The following is a 25,809-nucleotide window of genomic DNA, read 5'->3' on the forward strand; positions in this document are numbered from 1 at the left end:
TTAACCGAAATGTAAAAACAAAAGAAAGTAAACATTGTTACTTTCTTATGCTTTTAGTGAAACGCTTCACTATCTTTAGTATAACTTTTTTTGAGCAAATGTCAACCTGCAAAAATATCCAATACTTTAATTATTTTCTTGTCTGTTTTTCACAAAATTATATCTGATTCCCATTCATCTTCGCCAACTTCGCCGCCTGATCCGCCGCAATTAAACTATCCAGCAACTCGTCGATATCTCCATTCATAATATCGTCGATCTTATACAGAGTCAGCTTAATCCTGTGATCCGTTACCCTTCCCTGCGGGAAGTTATAGGTCCTGATTTTCTCCGAACGGTCTCCGGTACCGATCTGGCTTCTTCTGAGCTCGGCCTCCGCATCATGCTGCTTCTGCTGCTCGATATCATATAATTTTGCTCGCAGCAAAGCGAAAGCCTTCGCCTTGTTCTGAAGCTGCGACTTCTCCGTCTGGCTGTATACGACGATTCCAGTAGGATAATGGGTCAAACGAACGGCAGAGTCCGTAGTGTTGACGCACTGTCCTCCGTTTCCTGAGGCACGCATAACATCGATACGGATATCCTTATCTTCGATTACCACATCCACCTCCTCTACCTCAGGCATTACTGCCACCGTTATCGTAGAAGTATGAATACGTCCGCCTGATTCCGTCTCGGGAACGCGCTGTACACGGTGTACACCGCTTTCGTATTTCAGCTTGGAATAAGCGCCGTTTCCGGTAATCATGAAGTTCACTTCCTTCATACCGCCGATTCCTATTTCATCCACGTTCATCGTTTCTACTTTCCAGCGCTGACTTTCCGCATAATGAACATATAAACGGTACATCTGCGCAGCAAACAGGGCCGCTTCGTCTCCGCCGGCTCCCGCTCTTATTTCCACGATAACGTTCTTATCATCGTTAGGGTCCTTGGGCAGAAGAAGAATCTTCAGCTTTTCTTCCAGCTCCTCCACGCGTTTCTTTGAAGCATTCAGCTCCTCTTTTAACATTTCACGCATGTCTTCGTCGGATTCCTCCTCCAGCATCGTCAAGCTGTCATCGATATCCTGCTTGGACTTCTTATACTCTCTATATGCCTCCACCAAGGGTGTTAAATCGCTCTGCTCTTTCATAAGCGCACGAAAACGTTCCTGATTATTCGTTACGGTCGGCTCGCCCAGTTCTCCCATTATTTCTTCAAACCGAATGAGTAAATCTTCTAACCTGTCAAACATTTTTACACCTTTCTACCGCTTTCGCGGGCACTTTACAATTTTCTATCGCTTTCAGCTCATGTATCCATACACGATCCTATCCAGGCCGGCATAATCCTTTACTATCGAAATCTCCTTATAGCCCGCTTTCTTCATTTCATCCGTTACCGCTTCCGCCTGATCATACCCGATCTCAAAAAAGAGATAACCGCCGCCGTTTAGATGCTCCGGCGCCTTTTCAATTATTTTTCTATAAAAGAAGAGACCGTCTTCACCGCCGTCCAAGGCCAAAAGCGGTTCATGGGCCTTAACTTCCTCCATCAGACCTGAAATTTCCCCGGTGGAAATATACGGGGGATTGGATACGATAATATCGTACCTGCCTTCCACGCTTTCAAACAAATCGCTTTCCACGAAACTCACCTCAGATATCTGCAGATTCTGTGCATTTCTCTTCGCTACCGCAACCGCTTCCTGCGAAATATCCGCACCTACTCCCTTACATCCGTTGGAATATTTCAAAAGACTTAAAAGAATACAGCCGGAACCGGTGCACATATCTAATATGCTCATACCGTCATGAAGGTAACGCATCGTTTCCTCGACCAGTACCTCCGTATCCTGCCTGGGAACGAGGACATTCCCGCTCACCTCAAAGACAAGTCCCATAAATTCCTGCTCCCCTGTAATGTGCTGCAACGGTTCATGTGCCTTTCGGCGCTCAATATAGTTTACATAAATATCCTGTTCTTTCTTAAGTACCTCTTTATCCCCATGTACCAACAAATCATTTCTATTCGTATGGCAGACAAATTCAAGCAAAAGCCTGGCATCCAAAGAAGCCTCGGCAATTCCCGCTTCCATAAGTGCCAAGGCTCCGAAATCATATAATTCTTTATATTTCATCGCTTTACAATCCACCTTATCTCTTATCTATAAAGCGCATGCTCATCAATATGCTTCCTGACCGTTCACATCGGGACTTTCAGAATCGTCGTCTTTTTCCTGACCGTCATCCAGCCACGAATCATCCACTTCATATCCAAAGGTATCCTTTAAATACGCCTTCCAGTCGAAAATTGCTTCCACCGACGCAATAGCAACCTCTATCATGGATTCGTCCGGTTCTTTTGTGGTAAGGCGCTGCAGCCACATGCCCGGTGCAGAAAGTATCTTCACCAGGATGTTATCGCTTCTTCCCGCAAGACGGATAAGCTCATAGGAAATACCTGCAATAACAGGAATCAGTAAAATACGGAGCGCAACACGCAGCAAGGGGCTTTCCGCCCTGATAAAAAAGAATACGATAATGCTCACGAAAATAACGAAGAACATAAAGCTGGTACCGCATCTTTTGTGAAGTCTGGAACTTCGCATTGCGTTATGGACCGTCAGCGGACGCCCTTTTTCGATGCAGTTTATACATTTGTGCTCTGCACCATGATATTGGTACAGCCTCTTGATATCCTTCATCATGGTAATCGCCACGATATATCCTACAAATATAAGAATACGCACAAGGCCTTCGATAATTGCCATAACCGAAGTGTTTCTTATATATTCTTCAAACAAGGAAGCAATATAATAGGGCAATACCATAAAAATGGCCACCGCAAGCACGATGGATAACAGAGTAACCATCCCCAGCATAATGCCTTCCGCTTTGTCCTTGAACACCTTATGGAAGACTCTATCCGTCGCCGTTTCCTTGGCACCCTCGTCCTCGTAAAATGTTACGGAATGATTCAGAGTCTTCATTCCCAGTACCATGGAATCAAGAAAATTGAAAATACCGCGGATAAACGGAATCTCTTTTAACTTGCTTCCGTGAAGCACTCCCTGATAAACATCCACTTCCACATCGATCTCACCGTCCGGCTTGCGTACGGCGACCGCATACTGTTCTTTATTCTTCATCATAACGCCTTCCAGTACCGCCTGCCCGCCGACACCGGAATATTGAGCACATTTACTTTTTTTCATATGGTTTTACCTCACGCATACAATAAAATACTTTGTTCACATCGCTTCATACTAAAGTATTTAAATAAGGTTGAGATATTGATACCTCAACCTTTTTCAGTGCATAGCTATTTACGGATAACTTATTTACTCTCAACACCGTATTTTCTGTTGAACTTATCAATACGTCCATCAGCTCTTGCAGATTTCTGCTGGCCGGTATAGAATGAATGACATTTAGAGCAAACTTCAACGTGAATCTCAGATTTCGTTGAACCGGTTACAAACGTATTTCCGCAGTTGCAAGTTACAGTCGCCTGATAGTAATTAGGATGTATTCCTTCTTTCATCTCTTTCACCTCTCTATAATAAAGTCGCTTCGTTCTCATCCACTCGCTTTTTCAGCGTTTGCTGGGGTCTTACCCAAACAGCTTTATCATTGTATCACAGCTTATCTGCTGTTGCAAGTATTTTTCCTGAAAACATTCATTTAATTAGAAAAACTTTATTTTTTTTACCATCTGAACGAACTCAGCATTATTTCTCGTCTTCGCAAACATATCCAAAATCTTATCTACAGCTTCCTCGGGCTTCAGGCTGTTAAGAGCCTTACGCATAATGTTGATTGCTTCCTGTTCTTCCGAAGACAAAAGCAAATCTTCTCTACGGGTTCCCGATTTCGGAATGTCGATAGCCGGAAATACTCTTCTCTCCGACAGCTTGCGGTCAAGCACCATCTCCATATTGCCGGTGCCTTTGAATTCCTCGTATACAACATCATCCATTTTGCTTCCGGTTTCCACCAGGGCCGTCGCAAGAATGGTCAGACTGCCGCCGCCCCTCATATTTCTCGCCGCACCGAAAAAGCGCTTCGGCATATGTAAGGCTGCCGGATCGAGACCGCCGGACAACGTTCTTCCGCTGGGCGGAACGGTGAGGTTATATGCTCTTGTCAGACGGGTAATACTGTCGAGCAGTATCATAACGTCCTTTTTATGCTCTACCAGGCGCTTCGCGCGCTCGATTACCATTTCCGAAACTCTTTTATGGTGATCCGGCAATTCGTCGAAGGTGGAATAGATAACTTCTACATTGGGTCCTTCAATCGCTTCCTTTATATCTGTCACTTCTTCCGGACGTTCGTCGATAAGAAGGATGATCAGATGCACATCCGGAGAATTCCTTTTCACAGATTTGGCAACCTCTTTTAATAAGGTCGTCTTTCCCGCCTTCGGAGGGGATACGATCATACCTCTCTGCCCTTTACCCACCGGACTCATCAAATCCATGATACGCATTGCCACAGACGCCCCCTGCGTCTCCAAAGGCATCCTCTCATCGGGAAAAATCGGCGTCATATCTTCAAAGTTACATCTGCGCGCCGCCACATCGGGAGAATATCCGTTGACACTTTTTACATATAATAATGCGCTGAACTTCTCGCTCTGCGTCTTGATTCTCGTATTGCCCTCCAGAATATCTCCGGTCTTTAAATTAAAGCGTCTGATCTGGCTGGGAGCAACATAAACGTCGTTTTCCCCCGGCAGATAATTCTCACAGCGAATAAATCCGTAGCCATCCGGCATAACTTCCAAAATTCCATGAGCAATGATACCGCTGTCCAAATCGGAGGGATATTTCTCGTCATCCCCTCTTCCGGTTACTCCCTGCCTATTGTCGGCCGCCGTCCTGGCCTCTCCTGTCTGTCTGCTGTCTGCTGCTCTGTTCTCAGACATTCTATTATCAGGCGATAGCCTGTTTTCCACCGGTCTTGTGCCTGCCGCCTGCCTGTTCTCCGCAGACCTGTTCTCAGGCTCTTCTGCTTGTCTGCCTTCTGTCTGCCTGTTTTCTTGCTGCCTATTCATAACGACTCTTTTCGGCGCAGTTACGGACTTTTCCGCCGAAACCCCAGCCGCATTTTTTTCTTTTTCATCCTCCATAAGCATTGCTTCCACTATTTCTGCTTTTTTCATCGCAGAAACTCCCTTAATCTTCCTGGCTTTGGCAATTTCTTTCAGATCTGCCAATGCCAACGATTCATACTTCTCTCTCATATACTCCTCCGTATTGTTCCTTAAACTACAATTATATGCCAATTTATCGGCAAAAAGCCGGTTATTCTCTTTACATATTCTTTTTATGCTTTTTGTTTGTCTTTTATCTTGGGGGATTAAAGCTGATATGTTAACCGAATTGCTTACAAATGCCATCTATTTTTAACATTATACAACAGCTTCTGTAAAATAGAAAGTCTTTTTTTCATTTCCCCGCCTTGCAGACTCGCGGCAAATATTATATGATTACTTCAGTATGTGGCGCGTATGTATGTGCTGCGTCTTAACTCAAATAAAAACTACATTAATATCAAAGCGAGGATAATTCATGACTACGAACGAAAAGGCATTAGAGCTTCATAAACAATGGAACGGAAAACTAGAGACGGTTTCCAAGTCTCCCGTCAAATCCCGCGAGGACCTTTCTCTCGCCTATACTCCCGGGGTTGCCGAACCGTGCAAGGTAATCGCACAGGACAAAGAGGCCGCCTATACTTATACGATGAAAGCTAATACGGTTGCCGTAGTATCCGATGGAAGCGCTGTGCTGGGCCTTGGTAATATCGGTCCCTATGCCGCCATGCCGGTTATGGAAGGAAAGGCAGTTCTTTTCAAAGAATTCGGCGGTGTGAATGCCGTTCCCATTTGTCTCGACACACAGGATACGGAAGAAATCATAAGGACTGTTACTTATCTCGCTCCCGGCTTCGGCGGAATCAATCTGGAAGATATCAGTGCTCCCCGCTGCTTTGAAATCGAAGAGCGTCTAAAAGAAATACTGGACATCCCCGTATTTCATGACGACCAGCACGGTACGGCAATCGTCGTTCTTGCAGGCATCATCAACGCTCTGAAGGTAACAGGAAAGAAGAAGGAGGACTGCAAGGTCGTCGTAAACGGTGCGGGCAGTGCAGGCGTAGCCATCACGAAGCTGCTGCTTACCTATGGATTCTCCAATGTCATCATGTGCGATAAGGTGGGCATTATCTCTGTCAGAACAGAAGGCCTCAACTGGATGCAGCAGAAAATGACAGAAGTAACTAATCCCAATAACGAAACCGGCTCTCTCTCCGATGCCATGAAGGGCGCAGATATTTTTGTAGGCGTATCCGCTCCCGGAATAGTGACCAAAGAAATGGTTTCCTCCATGAACAAGGATTCCATTCTTTTCGCCATGGCAAATCCTGTCCCGGAAATCATGCCCGATCTGGCAAAAGAAGCAGGTGCAAGAGTTGTTGGTACGGGACGCAGCGATTTTCCTAATCAGGTGAACAACGTGGTGGCCTTTCCGGGCATCTTCAAGGGAGCCTTAGAAGGCCGTGCCACACAGATCACGGAAGAAATGAAGCTTGCGGCGGCAAGTGCAATTGCCGGTCTCGTTCCGGAAAGCGAACTTGGCGAAGACAACATCATGCCGGAGGCCTTCAATCCCAAAGTAGCCGAGGTCGTTGCCAACGCTGTAAAATCTCACATCGTCCGCTGAACGGCAGGGAAGCGCGGAACGGGTAATTCTATGTATAACAAAAAAGAGCCGGTATTCCTTAAGAATGACATTCCTGAAATATGGCACGGCAAACGTTATTATTCTCTGGACGCTTATTTTAAGAATACTCTTGGCCATAAATTGAATAAAATCGCCATCGATGCAGGATTTACCTGCCCTAACAGAGACGGTACACTGGATGCCAGAGGCTGCATCTTTTGCAGCGAAGGGGGAAGCGGCGACTTTGCCGTTCCCTTTTCCTCCATAGAGACGGACGAACCGTATATCGCATATTTCCAGTCCTATACCGGTACCTATGCCCCCGTCTCACAGCTGGAACAAATCTTCGGACAGGCGTTGGCCGATTCTAAAGTTGCCGGAATCTCCATCGCCACACGCCCTGATTGTCTTCCGAAGGAGGTTCTTGCGCTGTTTGGCAGACTGAAAGCCGCCTATCCCCGCAAATTCATATGGATAGAGCTGGGACTTCAGACCATCCATGAACAGACTGCCCTCTATATCAGGCGGGGCTATGCTCTGGAGTGCTTTTCCCGAGCCATTTATGAATTGGATTCCCTTCACATTCCGGTTATCGTCCACGTCATCTTAGGCCTTCCCGGAGAAAGTGAATCTATGATGCTCGAAACTGTTGAATATCTGGGCCGCATTCCGGTCTTCGGAATAAAGCTTCAGCTTCTTCACGTGCTGCGGGGAACCGATTTGGCAGAGGATTACGAAAAGGGTACTTTTTCCGCCCTGACTATGGAAGAATATCTTCATATACTTATCAACTGTTTGGATCACCTTTCCCCGAACATCGTCGTACACAGAGTAACCGGCGACGGGCCGAAGGATCTGCTCCTCGCTCCTTTATGGAGCGCTGAAAAGAAAAAGGTTCTGAATGCGCTTCATCATCGGATGAAGCTTCAGAACTCTTATCAGGGAAAATATTGGAAAGGAGGTATTTCTTATGCCTCAGGAACCTCTGACACTTTATAAACTAATTATACTTTATATGCTTGACCGGGTGAATTTTCCTCTGACCAGCGCACAGGTGGGGGATTTTATTCTGGAAAAGGAATACACGAATTTTCTCACCCTGCAGCAGGCAATTTCAGAGCTGACCGAGGCGGGGCTCATTTCCGCCCAGTCCATACGGAACAGGACTCATTTGCTGATTACGGCGGAGGGATTAAATACGCTTTCTTTTTTCGAAAACCGCATTAGCGATACGATAAAAAAAGAGATCAATACCTTTTTCAAGGATAATGAAATGGAGCTGCGAAACGAGGTATCCATTCTCGCAGATTATTACAAATCCACTACGGGAGACTATGATGCGCATTTGGTAGCGAAGGAGAAAAAAGTAAAGTTGGTTGACATAACTTTATCTGTTCCTACAGAAGAATCCGCTGCAGCTATCTGTGACAACTGGCAGCGGAAAAATCAACAAATCTATCAGTATCTCATTCAGCAGCTATTTTAGCCGCGTTTTTCTTTATGGCTCTTGAGACGTTGGCCACTGGGAAATGCCGATGATGCTTTTTGCGAAATCCGTATAAGTATCCGCATTTTCGGTGTCCATGTATTTGAAAACATTATAGGCATATTTATGTGTGCCGTCGGCATTGTTCAAGCCAAGAGAAAGTCCCTGGACCATCTCCTCCAGCGCGTCCGTCTGTCTGGAAAAAAGGATGGAATCGATATACGGGTTTGCTTCCGCAGTCTTATAGGCATATACGATGGCCGCCGCCTGCAGTTCCTCCCCCCGCAGAGAAGTATATCCCAATTCGCTCAATACGACGGACCGCACCTCCCCATCCTTCGTAAGAAATTCCTCCTGCTGCATATAACCGGTTACCACGCCGATATTTGCCATCGTCACCATGGAGGTGTCAGGCGAATCGTTGACATACTTGGAGGCTGACCATATCTTCACAGAGGTTAGGGGCACATTGTAGGGATGTATGGCAAGCCCCCAGTCTATATTCCCCTCTTTCTTTATCTGCCTGTTGAATTCATCCAGAACATCTCTTGTATCATAATTCGTATTGCCGCTTATATTTCTGTCCCACTGCTGATCCAGGGATATGTAAATATTACACGCAGCATTAATGCTTTTTATCGCGTTGTAAAATACGCGGTAAGCCTTGACATATTCCTTCACATAATCCTGAAGTCCTACGTACTCCATATAGTTCCATTCTTTTCTTGCATTGATCTCATTCCCTATGATCCAGTTGGCCACCAATCCGCGCCCGTTAGCGCTTCCCGAGTAACGCTCCGAAAGAAATGCTCCCACTGCCGCCAAATACTCCGCACCGCTTTCATCCGCCCCGTTGAATGCATAATAAGGCGCGCTTCCTATCCCGGAACGGGAAAGAGGATGAATCATCTGGGGATAAGCGGAAGACACGTCGTTTAATATAATTGCGCTTATCTCAATTCCTTTATTAGTCAGCGTGCTGAATACCAAATCATATTCCGATATAACCTGCCCGTTAAAAGCGTAGTTTTTCCCGTTATAGGAATAAGAAATAGTGGGATATATACTATTGGTCGATTCTCCCAATATTCTGGAAACAGGAATATTATACGCCGCATGCTTCACCCCAAGATCGTCCAGCTCTGAGGTGGTAAGCTTGTTTGGATCGATTAGAAGCCCCTTTTTGGAAGAAGGCTTTTCTCCGTTGGATTTATATTTTGCTACCGCTTCCGGATTAGTAATATATTGGGGATGACTTACAGCAACATATTTTCCGTCCTTCAATACGGCAATCACAAATTTGCGGAACACTCCGCTTTCCGTTCCTGTAAAATGTCTGGGAAACCGGAATTCCACCTCTGTATTCTTATATTCCTTCATGATAGGAGTGCTGTCCTCCGCTACGGTGTCTTCATAAGAACGTATTGCAAACAGGTAATAATACTTGTCGTCACTGACCGGAATGGCATCCGAAGAAGTCTTAAGAGAGACCTTGCTCGTTCTACTATCTATCAGACAGGATTCCACCTCCAAAAACGCCTCTGTTTCCCCTTCCTCAAGCTCTACGGAGGACGGCTTTTTTCTAATGGAATTGAACACGTTACGTCCGGCTTCTATGACAGATTCAAAAATGCTGCCCGTCTGCTCCTTTTCCTGCTCTTCCTTTTCCGCCGCCTCCTTCGCCTTTTCTTCTTCCGCCTTCTCTATCACTATAAGCGCGGCTTCCTCCACTTCCTTCTGCCTTTCGTTAAAGGAGTAAGCGGCAAATCCCCCGCCGGCTAATGCAGCTATACAGATTATTACTATACTTATCGTAAGCCAAAGTCTTTTTGCAGTATTCTTTTTCCGATTCATTTATTCAGCCTCTTTTTTTATTTTAGCCATATGCTCTTTTATTTTTAACTCATACCCATTGCCGGAGGGCTTATAGAATTCCTTCCCGTTAAGCTCATATGGCAAATACTGCTGCCTGACATAATGATTCGGATAATCATGGGCATATTTATAGCCGGTTCCGTGTCCCAATTTGGCGGCACCTTTATAATGTGCATCTTGCAAATGGGGAGGTATCGGCAGATTTCCGGTTTCCTCCACTACCTGCAGTGCGGCGAAAACCGCATTTACCGCTGCGTTGCTTTTCGGTGCGCTGGCCACATAAGATACTGCCTGCGACAGTATGATCTGAGCTTCCGGCATTCCCACTCTTTCTACTGCGAGCGACGCGCTGACCGCCACCTGAAGCGCATTCGGATCTGCATTTCCCACATCCTCCGAGGCACAGATCAAGATCCTCCTCGCGATAAAGGTCACGCTTTCACCCGCATAGAGCATGCGGGCAAGATAATAAACCGCCGCATCCGGGTCGGAGCCTCTCATGCTCTTAATAAATGCTGAAATCGTATCGTAATGGTTATCGCCGGTCTTGTCATACCGGACCACCCGCTTTTGTATACATTCCTGTACTACCTCCATGGTCAGATGAATCTTACCGTCCTCACCGCGCTGTGTGGTCATAACCCCCAACTCTACCGCGTTAAGCGCATGTCTGGCATCGCCTCCCGAAAGCTCCGCAAGAAACTCTGCTGCATTCTCATCGATGATAGCACCGTAAGCCCCCATTCCTCTGTCGGTATCATAAACTGCCCGTTTAATGAGCGTCTGCACGGCTTCCCGTTCCAAAGGCTTTAGCTCGAATATGATGGACCTGGAAATCAATGCGCTGTTTACTTCGAAATACGGATTCTCGGTGGTCGCTCCGATGAGAATAATAGTGCCGTCCTCTACGAACGGAAGAAGATAATCCTGTTGCCCCTTATTGAACCTATGTATCTCGTCTATGAAAAGTATCGTTCTCTTTCCATACATTCCCTGGGTATCCTTCGCTTTCTCTATTACCGCCTCCATATCCTTCTTGCCGGCAATTGTCGCATTGATCTGGGTGAATTCTGCACTGGTCGTATTTGCCATCACCTTTGCAAGCGTAGTCTTTCCCGTTCCCGGAGGGCCATAAAAAATAATGGAGCTGAGCTTATCCGCCTTGATCGCGCGGTAAAGCAGCTTGTCCTTACCGATGATATGCTGCTGTCCCACTACTTCCTCTAAAGTCCTCGGTCTCAGCCTCGCCGCAAGCGGCGATTCCTTTTCCATATTTGTATTTCTCATATATTCGAATATATCCATAACCTTCTGCATCCTTTTTTATTGTTCAATCTTACCATATTTCCCGGAGACAACACAATAGAATACGGCTTATTTTGGAAAAAACGAAAAAAGTACATAATACGACCTTTTCCGATTTTCAAAATAGGAGCTGCAAGAAGCAGCTCCTAAATAATTATAATGAATATTATTTTTTCAAAAACTCGAACTGAGATAAGTATAAATTGCTGTATTCTCCTTTCAGCTCCAGAAGTTCCTCGTGAGTTCCCCGTTCCAATATCTTGCCCTGATCCACGTACATGATGCAGTCCGCATTCTGAATCGTAGAAAGCCTGTGGGCAATAATGAATGAAGTCCTGCCCTTTAAAAGCTCCCTCAGTCCTCTTTGCAGTACGATCTCCGTCTCGGTATCGATGCTGGAGGTCGCTTCATCCAGTATCAGTATCTTCGGATCCGCTAACAGCGCTCTGGCAAAGGAAATGAGCTGACGCTGTCCGGCAGACAGCCTGCTTCCTCTTTCATTTACCTGCGTCTGGTAACCGCCGTCCATCCTCATAATGAAATCGTGGGCACATACGGTTCTTGCTGCACGTATAACGTCTTCATCGGAAGCCTGCATATTGCCATAGCGGATATTGTCCATAATAGTGCCGGAGAAAATAAAGCTGTCCTGCATCATGATCCCCATCTGAGACCTCAAAGAGCGAATGGTCACCTTGGAAATATCCACATCGTCTATATAGACCGCACCGGAACCCACATTGTAAAAACGGCTGATCAGATTGACAATGGTCGTCTTTCCCGCACCTGTCGGGCCTACAATGGCGAAGGACTCTCCAGGGCTTGCAGTGAAGTTAATATGATCCAGTATGATCTGTCCGTCTTCATACCCGAACACCACATCCTTAAACTGAATCTTCCCTTCGATGAGCGGCATTTCCACCGCCCCCTCCGCATCCTTGACCTGTACTTCTTCGTCAATGGTTTCAAAGATACGCTCCAGATAAGAAATGGCCGTCAGAAGCGAGTTATAAAAATTCGCCAGCGTATTGATAGGGTTCCAGAAACGGCTGATATAAGCGGTAAAAGCAACCAGCACACCCACCGTGATTCCGCCGTCTCCTCCGAGCATCCACTGTATTCCAAGCACATAGATAAAAGCAGCGGTAACCGTGGAAATAATATCCACACTGGGGCCCATCAGGAAGTTAAACTTCACCGCCCGCATCCAGGACTCTCTATATCCTCTGCTTAGCTGATTAAAGATATCCGTGTTCCTGCTCTCTCTTGTAAAAGACTGGGTCACGCGGATTCCATTGATGCTCTCTGCCAGATAGGCATTTAGGTTGGACTGCTTGTTGCTCTGAATCTGCCAGGCCACCCTCTGCTTCTTCTTGATCAACACCACCACCAGAACCAGGACCGGAAGTCCGCACAGACAAATAAGCGTCAGCCGCACGTTGATCCAAAGCATGAAAAACAGGATGAACACCAGATTGCACAAATCCGTGATCGTATTGATAATACCATTGGAAAGCAGGTCGCTTAAGCTGTTCACATAGTTGACCACACGGACCTGAATCTTTCCATGAGGTCTCGTATCATAATAAGAAAACGGCAGCTCCTGCAAATGGGCAAAAATGTCATACCGCAGCTTGTGAATGATATTCTGTCCGATTTCGTTGGTAATCTTTATTTTAAACCGAAGGCTGACCGACACATAAAGCGCAATCAGAAAGGTGTAGAAACTGTAGAGTCCTATGGTCTTCATATCCTTCTGCGGAATACATTCATCCATAACCGTCATCAGGAACCGCGGAACCAGCATGGCAAGCGCAGAGGATGTCAGCATCATAAAGATAACTGCTGCCATCTGTTTTCTATAAGGGCGGATATATCCGGCCAGACGCTTCAGCTGATTGACATCAAACCTGTCCTCCAGCACTTCATCCACATCGTATTTGTTCCGTGCCATCGTCATCCACCTCCTCTTCTGTTTCGAATACGCCGTACTGGTTTTTGAAGGTTTCCGCATAGTAACCCTGATTTTTCAAAAGCTGTTCATGCGTTCCCCGCTCTATAATCCTTCCATTATCCATGACCAGAATCAAATCCGCATCTTTTATGGAAGAAATCCGGTAGGCGATGATGAATATCGTACATTTGATTTTTCCGGAATTCAACTGTTCCTGTATGTAGCTTTCGGTCTCCATATCCACCGCAGAGGTGGTATCGTCGAGAATCAGTATGGACGGATCCTTGAGCAGCGCCCTCGCCAACGAGATTCTCTGCTTCTGTCCGCCGGAAAGTCCCACTCCTCTCTCGCCAACTACCGTGTCATAACCTTCCGGCAAATGCTGAATAAAGTGATTGGCATCTACCATGATTGCCGCTTTCTTCACATCTTCAAACGGACAGTCCGGTTTGGCATAGGCGATATTTCCTTCAATCGTATCTGAAAACAGGAACACATCCTGCATCGCCATCCCGATATTGTCGCGAAGGTCATAAAGATTCAGTTCACGGACGTCGATGCCGTCCACCAGCACTTCTCCTCCCGTTGTGTCGTAAAACCTGCACAACAGATTCATAATCGTGGATTTACCCGCACCGGTAGGGCCGATAATACCCACAGTCTGCCCCGGCTCCGCCTTGAAGCTCACATCGTTTACAATATCCTCGTCATCGGCGCTGTAGGAAACATGTTTGAATTCCACAGCCCCCTCCATATGCTTACGGATAGTACCGTTCTCCGGAGTCTTCACGCTCGGTTCCTCCACATAGGTACCGTATATCTTTTCTAAAGAGGTGCGGAAATTCTGAATATCATTGACCCACCATCCGGCCATACGAAGCGGTACGGTCAGCATCCAGAGATAGCCATTGACCGTTACCATATTCCCAAGCGTAATTTCGCCGTTGATAACCATGTAACCGCCATACAGCATCAATATGATCGTAAGCGCATTGGACAGCATTTCAAAAAAAGGAAGATAAACCATCCAGATTTTGGAAGCATTTACCTGCGCTGCCCGGAATTCATCATTCTGTCTGTTAAACTTTCCGATTTCATAATCTTCTTTTGCAAATGCTTTTACTACCCGGTTACCGCTGATATTTTCCTGCACAAAGGAATTCAATGCGGAAAAACAGTTACGGCTCCTCTGAAAAGCAGGTCTGACTTCCTTCGACTGAAGGTATGTTGTCAGCGCGGTAAATGGCAACACTGCCAGCATACAGAGGGCCAGCTTCACATTTACGGTAAAAATCATGACCAGCGCAAAAGCGAACAGCAGTACATTTTCATAGACCGCATAAATGACATATGCAAGGAAATGCCTGATCGCATCCATATCACCGGTCTGTCTTGACATCAGATCCCCGGTTCTCTTCTTATTGTAAAAAGCAAAATCCTCCTGCAGCAGCTTGCGGTACACCCTATCTCTCATCTCGTACAAAACTCCCTGAGAGCAGGTCTCGAAAATAACCTGATAAAAATACCGAAGGACTCCCCGCACGGCAGTCACCACAAGCAGAACCAGTATCAGCTTCGGGAGCAGGGAATAATTTCCTCCCGTAATGACATCATCCACGATCATGCCGGATATGTAGGGATTGATAATTGCAAGAACCGAAATCACCGTCGTCAGCGCAAGTCCCAAAAGCATGAGCCATCTGTACTTCTTTAAAAAGGAAAGCAGCCACTTTACGGACACTTTACCCAGTTTCATCTCATTCTCCTCCTCGTTTTATCTGTTGAAATTTTGTAAACCCTTACATTTTACATCATAATCGACGATTGCGAAACTCTTATTCCAGCCTATACACGCTGCTTCCATGTGCCGGAAGAATGCAGGAAATCCTGCCTTTACTGCTCTTAGTTCTTACCTGTGTCCACAACTCAAACAGCGAAGTATCCGCAGAAAACGTCTCATCAATGTCTTTCAAAGCTACGGACACTTCCATCTCTTCGTCCGCCAGATTGAACAGTGCTGCAAACCGTTCCTTTGTATGGGCATTATATGCGGTCCATACTGCTTTCATTTCATCACGTGCAAGCTGATGCGGACGGCAATCCGGCGTGAGCATGGAAAGAACATCCTTGTTCGTGAGCAATGAAAGCGTCCAGTCGTCCATTTTCGTCATCTCCGCCCCGAGCATCAACGGAGAACCGAAGATGCACCAGAGCGTCATCATGGTACGCTGCTCTTCTTTGGTAAAATTAGTCCGGCGCTCCTCTCCGAAGCCTTTTCCCAGCCAGCCTAAAGGCAGCATATCGCAGTCCGGATAACATCCTCCGGACACCTGATTTTCCCACAATTCACACCGGTGGAACATATCCTTAAGCAAATCCCAGTTATCCCAGAAGTCATCGGTAATGCGCCACATATTTGCATGCTTCTCATAGTGCCATGCCTTATCGATCAGTGCCGGGCCCGGAGATAAAGACAAAACGACCTGATGTCCGCAGCGTTCTATCGCTTTTGAAAGCATCTCGATCTCATGGCGTGCGGAATACTGGTTGGCCGTATACATGTTGGTGTTACATATATCGTCACATTTGATAAAATCCACACCCCATGAAGCATAAAGCTCCAGCAGTGAATCGTAATAGGTCTGCCCAGCTTCTGTATTGCGCACTCCGTACATATCCGGATTCCAGCCGCAGATGGATGACGGGTCCGCAACCATATCCGCCGTCAGATCCGTACCGAGGAGCTTGCTGTGGGCATGAGCCGCAGTACGGGGAATCCCTCGCATAATATGAATACCGAATTTCAGTCCCAGACTATGTATATAATCCGCCAGAGGCTTGAAGCCCGCGCCGCCTGCAGAGGACGGGAACCGCTCCGGGTCAGGCTGCAATCTTGAATACTCGTCTATCTTGGGAGCGGCGAACGGAATATACTGAAACCTGTCTCTCATGGAGCCCGGTTTATGGGAATACCATTCAATATCGATTACGATATATTCCCATCCATATTCTTTCATATGTGCTGCCATATAGTCGGCATTTGCCTTTACCTGCTCTTCATTTACCGTTGTATCATAATAATCGTAACTGTTCCATCCCATCGGCGGAAGTGCTGCAAAATTGTTCTTATTCATACTAAGCCTCCATGTTTTCGATACATGCGAATTTGGGCGCAAGCACAAACTTGCGCGTGAAAAATTTATTTTTCACATTCCCTCATTTAGTAAATCAGGTATTTTTTTGATTTTATCATTCTTATTGCTTTTCTTCTTCCAATCAATTATAGTTGAAAGTGATAGGTTATAAAAGAATAGTTTCTTGATAAGCAGAGGTATTTTTTTGATGCAATACAATTTTGGACATTTTGGTTTCCTGAATACCGATGATATGGCAGACCAGCCGTTAATTCTTATGGACGGCGGCATTGAATCCCGTTTCCGCGAGAACTACGATTTCTCCAATGAAAAAAGGGACACATACGGTGGATATTTATTTCAATATACGTTATCGGGAAAAGGATGGTTTGAAAAAAACGGAGATAGATATTGTGTTTCCGAAGGTGTGGGATTTCTGACGAAGATACCGGAAAAGACCCGCTATTATGTGGATAAAGACTCTGCGGAGCCTTGGACGTTTTTATATCTGCATTTCGATGGAAATACTGCCGCTCCATTTTTCCAAAAGCTGGACGCTCTCTGTGGCTGCGTCTTTTCTCTGGACCCCAACTCTCATCCGATCACTCAATACTTAAAGCTGCACCATAAGCTGATATGCGGAGACCGGTTGGAAAAATACGAGGGGCAGGAGTTTTTATATCTCTTTTTATGCCGTCTTCTGCGGGAAATAGAACATTCTGCTGCCAGAGTACAAAACTCCGTGGTGAATCTGGCTCTTCAAATTATGTTAAAGGAATACAATACACTGGAGGGCGTGGACGAGGTGGCGAAGAGACTGGGGATTTCCCAGGAGCATCTGACGCGCAGTTTTAAGACGGAACAAGGGATTCCTCCTGTCCGCTATCTGACGAACCTGCGAATTCAGGCTGCTATGAATGATTTGTTGGATACAGAGGATTTGATTCATGATATTGCGCTGAGAACCGGGTTTTCAAATGGGAATTATTTTGCTAAGGTATTTCGGAAATATGCGGGGATGTCGCCGGGGGAATATCGGGCGCATTGTATTTTATGATCGACTCTTTTACTCAAGCCGGCTATCATCTTCCGATGACCGCCGGCTTGTTCTCAGTTTCTTTATTTTCCGGGATAAACTACTACGTTCCCGCCTTCCGTAATGGAGAAGCAATGTAATGCCAGATCCGCATGCAGGGAGATATTTTCATTTCCGAATGTTCTTGTGATAACCAGCTTATGAGTTTCCGGGAGATGTATTTGCAAGTCTGCTTCCAAGGCAAATGCCGGATGTCTGTTTCGAAGCTCCATTAATTCCCTCAGCTTTATGACTACATCCCTTTTCATTTCTTCTTTTATTTCATCTGCCGAATAGTAATGCCTGTTAATATCCCGTCCGTTTTTCGTTTCTTCCATAAGCCCGATATCGTTTTCTCCTGCCAGCATTCCCACATAGTATATCTGCGGAATGCCCGGTGCAAAAAACTGGATCGCCCTCGCCAGAAGGTAAGCATCTTTGTCATTACCAAGAGCAGAATAATAAGTCGTGTTTACCTGGTATATATCGAGATTATTATATGCTGCCGTATTGTATATCTTTTTCACATTGGCACCTTTAGAAAACATCTGCTCCTTGACTTTGGCAATTTCTTCATCCGGCAGCAGATCCTTTACATCCACGATTCCTATACCATCATGGGTATCCAATGTTGTAAATTGCTTTTTGGGGCTCATTTCCAGCCATTTTTTTAAATATCTGCCCTCGCCGTTATATAATGCATGAAGCACCAATACGGGAAGCGCAAAATCATAAATCCAGAATCCCTGTTCTGCAATCTTCATCTGAATACTATAATGCTCGTGGATTTCCGGAAGTATCTCCACCTTATAGGGCTTCAGAACATCTTCTATTTCATGCAGCAGCTCCCATATATCCGGTTCCACAAAGAAGCAGTTAGTGTCAGCTTTTTTGACTGCATAGGCAAATGCATCCAGACGAATCATAGCAGCACCTTTACCAGCCATATCAACAAGAGTATCCTTTATAAAGTTCTTTGTTTTTTCTTTCGTAATGTTCAAGTCCACCTGTTCTTCGCAAAAGGTACACCAGACCTTTTCCGTGGTTCCATCCGCAAAAAACACATCGATATACGGCGCTCTCGGCTTCCTCTTATAAATAAGCTCCACCTGTTCTTCCGTGGGCTCTCCATTTTCCCAGAATTCATCATACCTGATAAAAAAATCTTTATATTCAGATTCTTCTTTTTTTTCCTCGAAGTCTTTAAAATACTCGGAACTTTTCGAAATATGATTTACCATAAAATCGAACATCAGATAATACTTTTCTCCCAGCCTGGCAATGTCACCGAAATCTCCAAACGCTTCGTCAACCTTGTCATAACGCATAGGTGCAAAACCCCTGTCCGCCGAAGATGGAAAAAAGGGAAGAATATGAACTCCGCCTATCGCATCTTTGTACCATGTATCCAAGACCTGTTCCAGTTCCTTTATGTTTTTTCCAAGACTGTCCGCATATGTTATTAACATAACCTTGTTGTCCAAAATCACATTTTTTTCCTCCCGCTATGACACAACATCACAATTAAAATCTTTGGCAGACCCATGCCGGATTACCTTCTGCACCGGTCAACATCTCTTTTCCCCGTATCCAGTCTTCGGTTACCGCCGCATATTTCACGCACCTTCTCGTTCCCCAGCTATATGCCACATGGATCAATCCGTCTTTTCCCTGCATCATTACCGGATATTCATAACGACGATTATTGATATCGTTCCATGCGCCGGTAAAGCCTTCTCCGGGCTCTATCGTTCTGCGGTACGGCCACGTTACTCCTCCGTCCTCCGATATCGCAAGAGCGATCGGGCTCCTTTGAAAGGGCCATACTGTCTTGCCAATCTCATCATTATACCTGACCGGATTGTATACAAGGCCAATCGCTCCGCTCTCCAGCTTGATGGCGGAAATGCTTGAGTTGTTGTTCGGAAGCTCTGTACGTACAGGTATTGTCCAGCTATCTCCATAGTCCTCCGATGTAGATATATAGATGTTATCCGCAAACCGGCTGCGGAAAATAGCTACCAGCCGCCCGGCTTCCTTCTCTATAATATTCGCATGCACCCGGCCTGCACTGTCCGGTATTTCTACCGTTCTCCAGCTCTTTCCCCGGTCATCGGATATTTGTACTACCGTAATATCGCTGCCGTTACGGGTCTCATCCGAAAAGCATATCCAGTTGCCGAATATCCATCTTCCATTGGACAATATTTGGATCTTCTGCCTGCAAAAAGAGCCTTCTCTGGAAAACATGGTCTCTGTCGGTCCCCATGTATAGCCGTTATCCATGGATTTTTTACAGCGAATCTCCGCCGTATACTGTAAATTAAAATTAGGGCTCATATCCTCAGTGCGCGATACCTGAGCGGTATACATTACCCATATCTCCCCTTCGGGTGTCAGAAATAATGACGGATTCTGCTCCGAACGGCTAGGATCGTCCGATATCATCACAGGCACCGACCACTTGCTTTCCCCATTCTTTAGCCTTGATAATACGATGCTGATATCCGCATTCCCTTCATCCGACCCCGCAAACCAGCAACAGAGAATATCTCCGTTCTCAAGCTCCAAAAGGTCTGCCGCATGGCAGCTCGCATAGGGATTGGGAATCAATGCTTCCACCGTATCCAGTAAATTATTATGATATAAAGCTCCATTTTCTTCTAATACATTTAATTCTATATATTCTCTGCTCATTTTAATAACCATGCCTTTCATTTTAACCTAGTTGTCATCCCTTTACTGCGCCTATCAGGATGCCCTTCTTAAAATACTTCTGAACAAACGGATACACGCATACAATCGGTACCATTGCTACAAATACCGCAGCAGCTTTCAAGTTCTGCTGATTCAAGGTTATACCGTTTTGCACCGTATTTCTAAACGTCGTTCCGGCAGTTCCTTCTGTAATAACGATTTGCTTAAGCACCTGCTGAATCGTCTTTAGGCTTTCCGATTTCAAATATATCTGTGGATTCAAATACTGGTTCCATATAGAAACAGCATAAAACATCGCAATAGTAGCCACGATAGGCTTCGACAGAGGAATAAATATCTGGGACAATATCTTAAAATCATTAGCCCCATCCATAAAGGCCGCCTCTTCCAGCTCTCCCGGCAGTCCCTCCAAAAAGGTCTTGCAGATGATCAGGAACTGAGTATTGATAGCGCCGGGAAGGATCATGACCAGCGGATTATCCACAAAGCCCAGGCCGCTGTAAATAATATACTGAGGTATGATACCAGCCTCAAATACCCACGTTATGACAAATAAACTCATAATAAAGTTTCTGCCCTTCACCCTCGGTCTTGAGAGGGCATATGCAGTAAAATAAGTAAAGACAACGGAACAAAGTGTCCCCAAAAACGTATAAATAAATGAATTCTTGAGTCCTGTGAAAACATTTAATTTTTTATTCGTAAAAATATATTTAAAAGCTTCCAGATTAAATCCTTTCGGCAGAAAGGTAACCTGTCCTCTGGACAAAAAAGTACCGTCACTGCAGGCCACAAAGAAAATGTACAAAAAAGGATATACACACAATGCCGCCACAAACAGCAATACCGCATTATTTACAATGTCAAAGGATTTTATTTGCTTTTTATTCTTATTCATTCTTTGCACTTATGCCACATCCTTTCTTAGAACAGCCTGGTTTCGGAATATTTCTTTGCCAATTTGTTCGCAATAATAACCAGTGCAAAGGCAATTACCGATTTCACGAGATTTACCGCAGTACCATAACTATAATCCGGAAATCCCGTTGATTGGAAAGCTATCCTGTATACGTAAGTCTGTATCACATCCGCCGTTTCATATACGCTCTGATTGTACATAAGCAGAATCCGGTCCAGATCAACAGTAAATACATTACCGATGCTGATAATCAGCATAGTTATGATCGAGGTAGAAATTGACGGCAGGGTAATATGAAACATCTTCTGCCAGCGGTTGGCGCCGTCTGCTTCTGCTGCCTCATAAAGTGCAGGATCGATCGAAGTCATTGCCGCAAGATAGATAACGGCCGAATAACCGAACGTCTGCCATATTTGAAGAAAAATATACAACGGTCTGAACCATTCAGGTTTCGACATAAAATAAACCGCGTCTCCTCCAAAGGCTTTTATAATACTATTTACCAATCCATACGAGGGCGAGAGCAAGGTGTACAGGATACTGACCATAACGGCCGAAGAAATAAAATACGGAAGAAAACTGAGGGACTGCACCGAATTCTTCACAAATTTTACTCTCACTTCATTTAAGAACAGCGAAAAGATAATGGGAATCGGAAACACCACCACGATGGACAACACAGCAAGAATTACCGTATTTTTTATTAATTTCAGCATATACGCATCCTGAAAAATCCGCACAAAATTTTCTAACCCTACCCATTTGCTTCCCAGGATTCCCTGAAATGCGCTAAAATTCTGAAACGCAATCACCATGCCCCCCACAGGACCCAGCTTAAACAGAATCAGGCTTAATACACCGGGCAGCAGCAACAGATAAAGTATATAATTTCTCTTAATATCTTTTACGAACCTCACCGGAAGGCTCTCCACATTTTTTCTTTTCGTTTCCACAGGCTTACTCCTTTAAGGCCGGGATATGCACTTTACATGCATATCCCGTGCTTGTAATGCTTTTATTCTCCGTATGTGCTACGGAATGCTTCTAACTGAATCTCTTCTATTCTGGTTAATCCCAAATCATTCATTTCCTGCTGGAAGTCAGACCATTGCTCCAAAGGCCTCGTTCCATTAATAAACTGCGTGATACCCGCGATTTCCGCATCATATACCGATGATACAAGATTGGTCAGCTCTGCTGTCTGCTCGTCCGTATAAATAATATTGTATGCAGGAAGCAAATTGTCATCCGTAAACAGACGTGTTGCAGCTTCCACTACCATAGGACCGTTCCATGAATAGAACGCTGTGCTGTCAATCGGTTTCACTACAGTCATCCGGTCGCTTAAGAATGACCATCTGGGTTCTCCTTCGGGAGTGGCTTCCTCTGTAGAGTAATCTACGATAAACTTATTACTTCCGTCTACTGTTTCAAAGCTTTCGCCCTCTATTCCCCAGTTCGCTAAAACCTGTCCTTCTTCACTGTAGAAATAATCGATAAATTGTAAGATAGTAATAGCTGTTTCTTCGCTCACATTAGCATTGATCGATGTTGCAATTTTTTCATTATAAGGAAGATCTGTCTGTACTTTCATTGTATTGCCGTCTTTGTCCTTCAGATAGTCCAGAACAACGATAGAGTAATCCGGGTCAGCCTGCGGTCCGCCGTTATCGAGGAACCACTGGGGGCGTGTATAATAATCGAAAGCAAACGACGCATCTCCGTTTATCATAGCTGCTTCCCAATCACCTTCACTGAATGCACCGGCAACCCATTCCGGATTGATCAGTCCTTCATCATACCATGTCTTCATCGTTTCAATCATGGTATATGCTTCATCCGACATAATATCGAATCCCTGATCTTTTGCATGATTCAGGTAAATACCGTTGGATTCATCGGCAGAGATGTTGTTCTCACAGCCGAACCACGCCTGAAAACGCACATAGGAATCGCGGCCTGACAACGGATAGTAGTTCTGGTTGTCTTTTCCATAGTAAGCCTTTAAGGTACGTAATGCTTCCGTAAAATCTTCTACCGTTACGATGCTTGCCGGATCAATACCTGCTTTCGTCAGATGATCCTCTCTTGCGAAAAGGAAATCCGCCAGAACAGGAGTTTCTTTCGGCAGTCCGTAAATGCTGCCGTTTTCATTTGTTATCAGATTGGTATAATCCGGATTCGCATCCAGGTAAGCCTGCAAATTAGGCGCATACTCCTTAATCAGCGGAGCCATATCCAAAAATGCTCCCTGAGCGCCATATACATTGGACTGTGCCAATTTACACATAGTAGCATCGGGCAATGACTTGCTGATCAATCTCTGATCCACTTCCGCATAAACATCATCGAATTCTTCGGGACCTACTACATACTCAACGGTTACTCCGGTTCTTTTTTCCGCCTCTGCATACCACTTAAGCTCTTTAATCCAATCGATATAAGTAGAACGCATAAACATGGTATAAGTTTTTGTTCCTTCTGCACTTGTACTTTCTGTATCCGTTTGTGCAGTATTGTCTGTTGATTCCTGTGCCGCATCCTGGCTTGTACCCGCCGAATTTCCGCAGCCTGTTAGAACTGTGCCCAGCATTGTTATTCCCAACAATACAGCTGTAGCTTTTTTAATACCTTTCATAACTTTACCTCCATTTTTTTAATTTATATCATTCGGTTCTGTATATTGGAATTTAATGCAAAACCGATTGCATACTCTATTGCATTTATAAGACTTAGTTCATTGGCGCTTCCTTTGCCGACCTGATCGAACGCAGTACCGTGATCTACGGAGGTCCGTATGATCGGAAGTCCAAGGGTAATGTTCACACCTTCCACCGCATCCCATTTCTGTGCTTCGCTGTTGTAGACAAAGCCTGCCATCTTTAACGGGATATGCCCTTGATCGTGGTACATGGCTACTACAATATCGTACCAGCCGCCTCTCGCTTTTGAGAACACCGTATCCGGAGGAACCGGTCCTTGTACATGAATTCCTTCTGCCTCCGCCGCTCTAATGGCAGGCGTAATTTCTTCTATCTCTTCTCTTCCAAAAAGGCCGCCTTCTCCGCAGTGTGGATTCAATCCTGCCACTGCTATTCTCGGCTTTTCTATGCCCATGCTCCTGCATGCCTCATCTGCAATCCGGATAACTTCCAGAACGCGCTCCTTCTTCACCCGGTCACAGGCCTCCCTGAGGGACACATGAGTAGACACGTGTACCACCCTGAGATTATGATGAGCCAGCATCATCGTGTATTTTTTCGTCCCGGTATACTCTGCATAAATCTCCGTATGTCCGGAAAAATGATAACCTGCCAGATTTATCGCTTCTTTATTCAGTGCATTGGTGACCGTAGCATCTATCTCTTTTTTCATCGCCAGCTCAATCACTTTTTTAACATATCCGAAGGCTGCCGTTCCCGCCATAGAAGATACTTTGCTAAGCTCCAGTTTGTCCGCATCCACCAGCCCCATATCCAGCACATCGATAACTCCCTGCCGGTATAAACCCTCATGCGGGCTTGTTACTTTGTGAACCGATATATCGTTACGGCCAAGTTCCTGCAGCGCCATATCCATGATCCGTGCGTCTCCAATTACAAGCGGTCTGCATTTATCATATAGTTCTTTCCTGCTTAATGCTTTTACTGTTATCTCAGGTCCGATACTCGCCGGATCTCCCATTGTTATGCCAATCGTAGGTTTCATACTCTCATCCCTCTTCAGCAGATATTCTTTGTTTTGTTTTCATCCAGTACTTTACGGACAGCCTGTACGCCTTCCTCCGATATGCGGCAGAACGGTTTTCTGCATTTTCCCACGGGATATCCGAGCATTTCCACAGCCATCTTAACAATCGTGTTAGGATTGCCATATTGGAAACAATTTCTGAACGAACGGATATTATCCTGATATTCTCTCGCCTTTTCAAGTTCTCCCGCCAGAAAGCACTCATATACCTTTACCATATTTTCAGGAAATACATTGGCGCAACCTGCGATTCCTCCGGTTCCTCCTGCCAGCAGATTCCATAAAATCAAAGAATCATTTCCTGAAAGCACCGCAAAATCCTCATCCTTCGTACGCTCGATATACTGGAGCATATGATCGAAATTACCGCTGCTGTCTTTGGCTCCCGCAATGTTATCTATATGCGAAAGCCTTTCCACCGTTGCCGGAGCAATGGTATTGCCGGTTCTCGCGGGGATATTGTATAGTACGATGGGTAATTTCACCGCTTTGGCCACTGCCTCATAATGTTCCGCCAGTTCTTCCTGAGAAGCTTGTGCAAAGGAAGGGGTTATAACGGAGAGCACATCCGCACCGATGGCCTGTGCTGTTTGTGACAGCTTTATTGTTTCCTTCGTACTGATGCATCCCGTTCCCGCATAAACGGGAACCTGCCCCTTTACTTCATCCACAACCACCGTTAAAATAAGTTCTTTTTCCTTTTCGCTTAAAATATACCCTTCTCCATTAGTCCCTAACGGAAATATTCCGTGTACTCCGGCTTTTAAAAGCCTTTTCACCTGATTGCGAAGCTCCGTTTCATTCACGCTTTCATCTTCGTTCATCGGTGTGATAATCGGAGGAATGATTCCTTTTATCAATTTTTTCCATTCAGACAT

The 25,809-nt window shown here is 45.3% G+C and carries 21 protein-coding genes; 4 read left to right on the top strand and 17 right to left on the bottom strand.

The annotated features are described in order from the left end of the window. Positions 1 to 157: 157 nt before the first annotated feature. From prfA to rho, 5 genes are all read right to left on the bottom strand, one after another. Positions 158 to 1,237, bottom strand: coding sequence for a peptide chain release factor 1 (prfA, locus tag V6984_RS15260; RefSeq protein ID WP_342756468.1), 1,080 nt, complete (start codon positions 1,235 to 1,237; stop codon positions 158 to 160). Positions 1,238 to 1,288: 51 nt separating this feature from the next. Beyond that, positions 1,289 to 2,122, bottom strand: coding sequence for a peptide chain release factor N(5)-glutamine methyltransferase (prmC, locus tag V6984_RS15265; RefSeq protein ID WP_342756469.1), 834 nt, complete (start codon positions 2,120 to 2,122; stop codon positions 1,289 to 1,291). Between the two features lie 45 nt (positions 2,123 to 2,167). Then, on the bottom strand, positions 2,168 to 3,199 hold the full coding sequence (locus V6984_RS15270; protein ID WP_342756470.1) for a DUF1385 domain-containing protein: 1,032 nt from the start codon (positions 3,197 to 3,199) through the stop codon (positions 2,168 to 2,170). A gap of 122 nt (positions 3,200 to 3,321) precedes the next feature. Then, positions 3,322 to 3,528: a 50S ribosomal protein L31 gene (gene rpmE, locus V6984_RS15275; RefSeq protein ID WP_081905853.1), complete on the bottom strand. Its 207-nt coding sequence runs from the start codon at positions 3,526 to 3,528 to the stop codon at positions 3,322 to 3,324. Between the two features lie 144 nt (positions 3,529 to 3,672). Beyond that, complete coding sequence (rho, locus tag V6984_RS15280; protein WP_342756471.1) at positions 3,673 to 5,232, bottom strand: transcription termination factor Rho; 1,560 nt, start codon at positions 5,230 to 5,232, stop codon at positions 3,673 to 3,675. Between the two features lie 328 nt (positions 5,233 to 5,560). Here rho and V6984_RS15285 point away from each other — a divergent pair, with 328 nt between their 5' ends. The 3 genes from V6984_RS15285 to V6984_RS15295 are packed head-to-tail and all read left to right on the top strand — an operon-like array spanning position 5,561 to position 8,201. Next, entirely contained in the window at positions 5,561 to 6,715 is a 1,155-nt protein-coding gene (locus tag V6984_RS15285; RefSeq protein ID WP_342756472.1) for an NADP-dependent malic enzyme, read from the top strand. Between the two features lie 30 nt (positions 6,716 to 6,745). After that, positions 6,746 to 7,714 (top strand): TIGR01212 family radical SAM protein, encoded by a 969-nt coding sequence (locus V6984_RS15290; RefSeq protein ID WP_342756473.1) that lies wholly within the window; start codon positions 6,746 to 6,748, stop codon positions 7,712 to 7,714. Next, positions 7,686 to 8,201 carry a DUF4364 family protein gene (locus tag V6984_RS15295; protein WP_342756474.1) on the top strand — a complete coding sequence of 172 codons (516 nt, stop codon included), beginning with the start codon at positions 7,686 to 7,688 and terminating at the stop codon, positions 8,199 to 8,201. Before V6984_RS15290 ends, V6984_RS15295 begins: the two co-directional genes overlap by 29 nt. 12 nt (positions 8,202 to 8,213) lie before the next feature. Here V6984_RS15295 and V6984_RS15300 read toward each other — a convergent pair whose 3' ends face one another. The 5 genes from V6984_RS15300 to V6984_RS15320 all read right to left on the bottom strand — a co-directional run bounded on the left by V6984_RS15300 (position 8,214) and on the right by V6984_RS15320 (position 16,469). Continuing rightward, the gene (locus tag V6984_RS15300; protein ID WP_342756475.1) at positions 8,214 to 10,055 is read right to left on the bottom strand and encodes a DUF5722 domain-containing protein; all 1,842 of its coding nucleotides are present in this window, start codon (positions 10,053 to 10,055) and stop codon (positions 8,214 to 8,216) included. Then, positions 10,056 to 11,381 (bottom strand): replication-associated recombination protein A, encoded by a 1,326-nt coding sequence (locus tag V6984_RS15305; RefSeq protein WP_342756476.1) that lies wholly within the window; start codon positions 11,379 to 11,381, stop codon positions 10,056 to 10,058. A 166-nt stretch (positions 11,382 to 11,547) separates the two neighbouring features. Further along, positions 11,548 to 13,335: an ABC transporter ATP-binding protein gene (locus V6984_RS15310; RefSeq protein ID WP_342756477.1), complete on the bottom strand. Its 1,788-nt coding sequence runs from the start codon at positions 13,333 to 13,335 to the stop codon at positions 11,548 to 11,550. Next, a complete protein-coding gene (locus V6984_RS15315; protein ID WP_342756478.1) occupies positions 13,307 to 15,091 on the bottom strand; it encodes an ABC transporter ATP-binding protein in 1,785 nt (594 codons plus the stop codon). Before V6984_RS15315 ends, V6984_RS15310 begins: the two co-directional genes overlap by 29 nt. Positions 15,092 to 15,170: 79 nt before the next feature. After that, a complete protein-coding gene (locus tag V6984_RS15320; RefSeq protein WP_342756479.1) occupies positions 15,171 to 16,469 on the bottom strand; it encodes a glycoside hydrolase family 27 protein in 1,299 nt (432 codons plus the stop codon). A 208-nt stretch (positions 16,470 to 16,677) separates the two neighbouring features. Between V6984_RS15320 and V6984_RS15325 the strand changes: the two genes are divergently transcribed. Further along, positions 16,678 to 17,526: an AraC family transcriptional regulator gene (locus V6984_RS15325; RefSeq protein ID WP_342760024.1), complete on the top strand. Its 849-nt coding sequence runs from the start codon at positions 16,678 to 16,680 to the stop codon at positions 17,524 to 17,526. 62 nt (positions 17,527 to 17,588) lie between these two features. On the opposite strand, the gene gtfA is transcribed toward V6984_RS15325, so the two are convergent. The 7 genes from gtfA to dapA all read right to left on the bottom strand — a co-directional run bounded on the left by gtfA (position 17,589) and on the right by dapA (position 25,809). Then, positions 17,589 to 19,034 (bottom strand): sucrose phosphorylase, encoded by a 1,446-nt coding sequence (gtfA, locus tag V6984_RS15330; RefSeq protein WP_342756480.1) that lies wholly within the window; start codon positions 19,032 to 19,034, stop codon positions 17,589 to 17,591. A 34-nt stretch (positions 19,035 to 19,068) separates the two neighbouring features. Beyond that, on the bottom strand, positions 19,069 to 20,241 hold the full coding sequence (locus tag V6984_RS15335) for a sialidase family protein (RefSeq protein ID WP_342756481.1): 1,173 nt from the start codon (positions 20,239 to 20,241) through the stop codon (positions 19,069 to 19,071). Between the two features lie 34 nt (positions 20,242 to 20,275). Further along, entirely contained in the window at positions 20,276 to 21,160 is an 885-nt protein-coding gene (locus V6984_RS15340; protein WP_342756482.1) for a carbohydrate ABC transporter permease, read from the bottom strand. 26 nt (positions 21,161 to 21,186) lie between these two features. Further along, positions 21,187 to 22,134: an ABC transporter permease gene (locus V6984_RS15345; RefSeq protein WP_342756483.1), complete on the bottom strand. Its 948-nt coding sequence runs from the start codon at positions 22,132 to 22,134 to the stop codon at positions 21,187 to 21,189. Between the two features lie 62 nt (positions 22,135 to 22,196). Then, the gene (locus V6984_RS15350; protein WP_342756484.1) at positions 22,197 to 23,819 is read right to left on the bottom strand and encodes a hypothetical protein; all 1,623 of its coding nucleotides are present in this window, start codon (positions 23,817 to 23,819) and stop codon (positions 22,197 to 22,199) included. A 23-nt stretch (positions 23,820 to 23,842) separates the two neighbouring features. Then, a complete protein-coding gene (pdxA, locus tag V6984_RS15355; RefSeq protein ID WP_342760025.1) occupies positions 23,843 to 24,865 on the bottom strand; it encodes a 4-hydroxythreonine-4-phosphate dehydrogenase PdxA in 1,023 nt (340 codons plus the stop codon). Positions 24,866 to 24,903: 38 nt separating this feature from the next. Continuing rightward, on the bottom strand, positions 24,904 to 25,809 hold the full coding sequence (gene dapA, locus V6984_RS15360) for a 4-hydroxy-tetrahydrodipicolinate synthase (protein WP_342756485.1): 906 nt from the start codon (positions 25,807 to 25,809) through the stop codon (positions 24,904 to 24,906).

Origin of the sequence: Kineothrix sp. IPX-CK (genome assembly GCF_039134705.1) — a bacterium.
In the GTDB taxonomy this organism is placed as follows: Bacteria; Bacillota; Clostridia; order Lachnospirales; family Lachnospiraceae; genus Kineothrix; species Kineothrix sedimenti.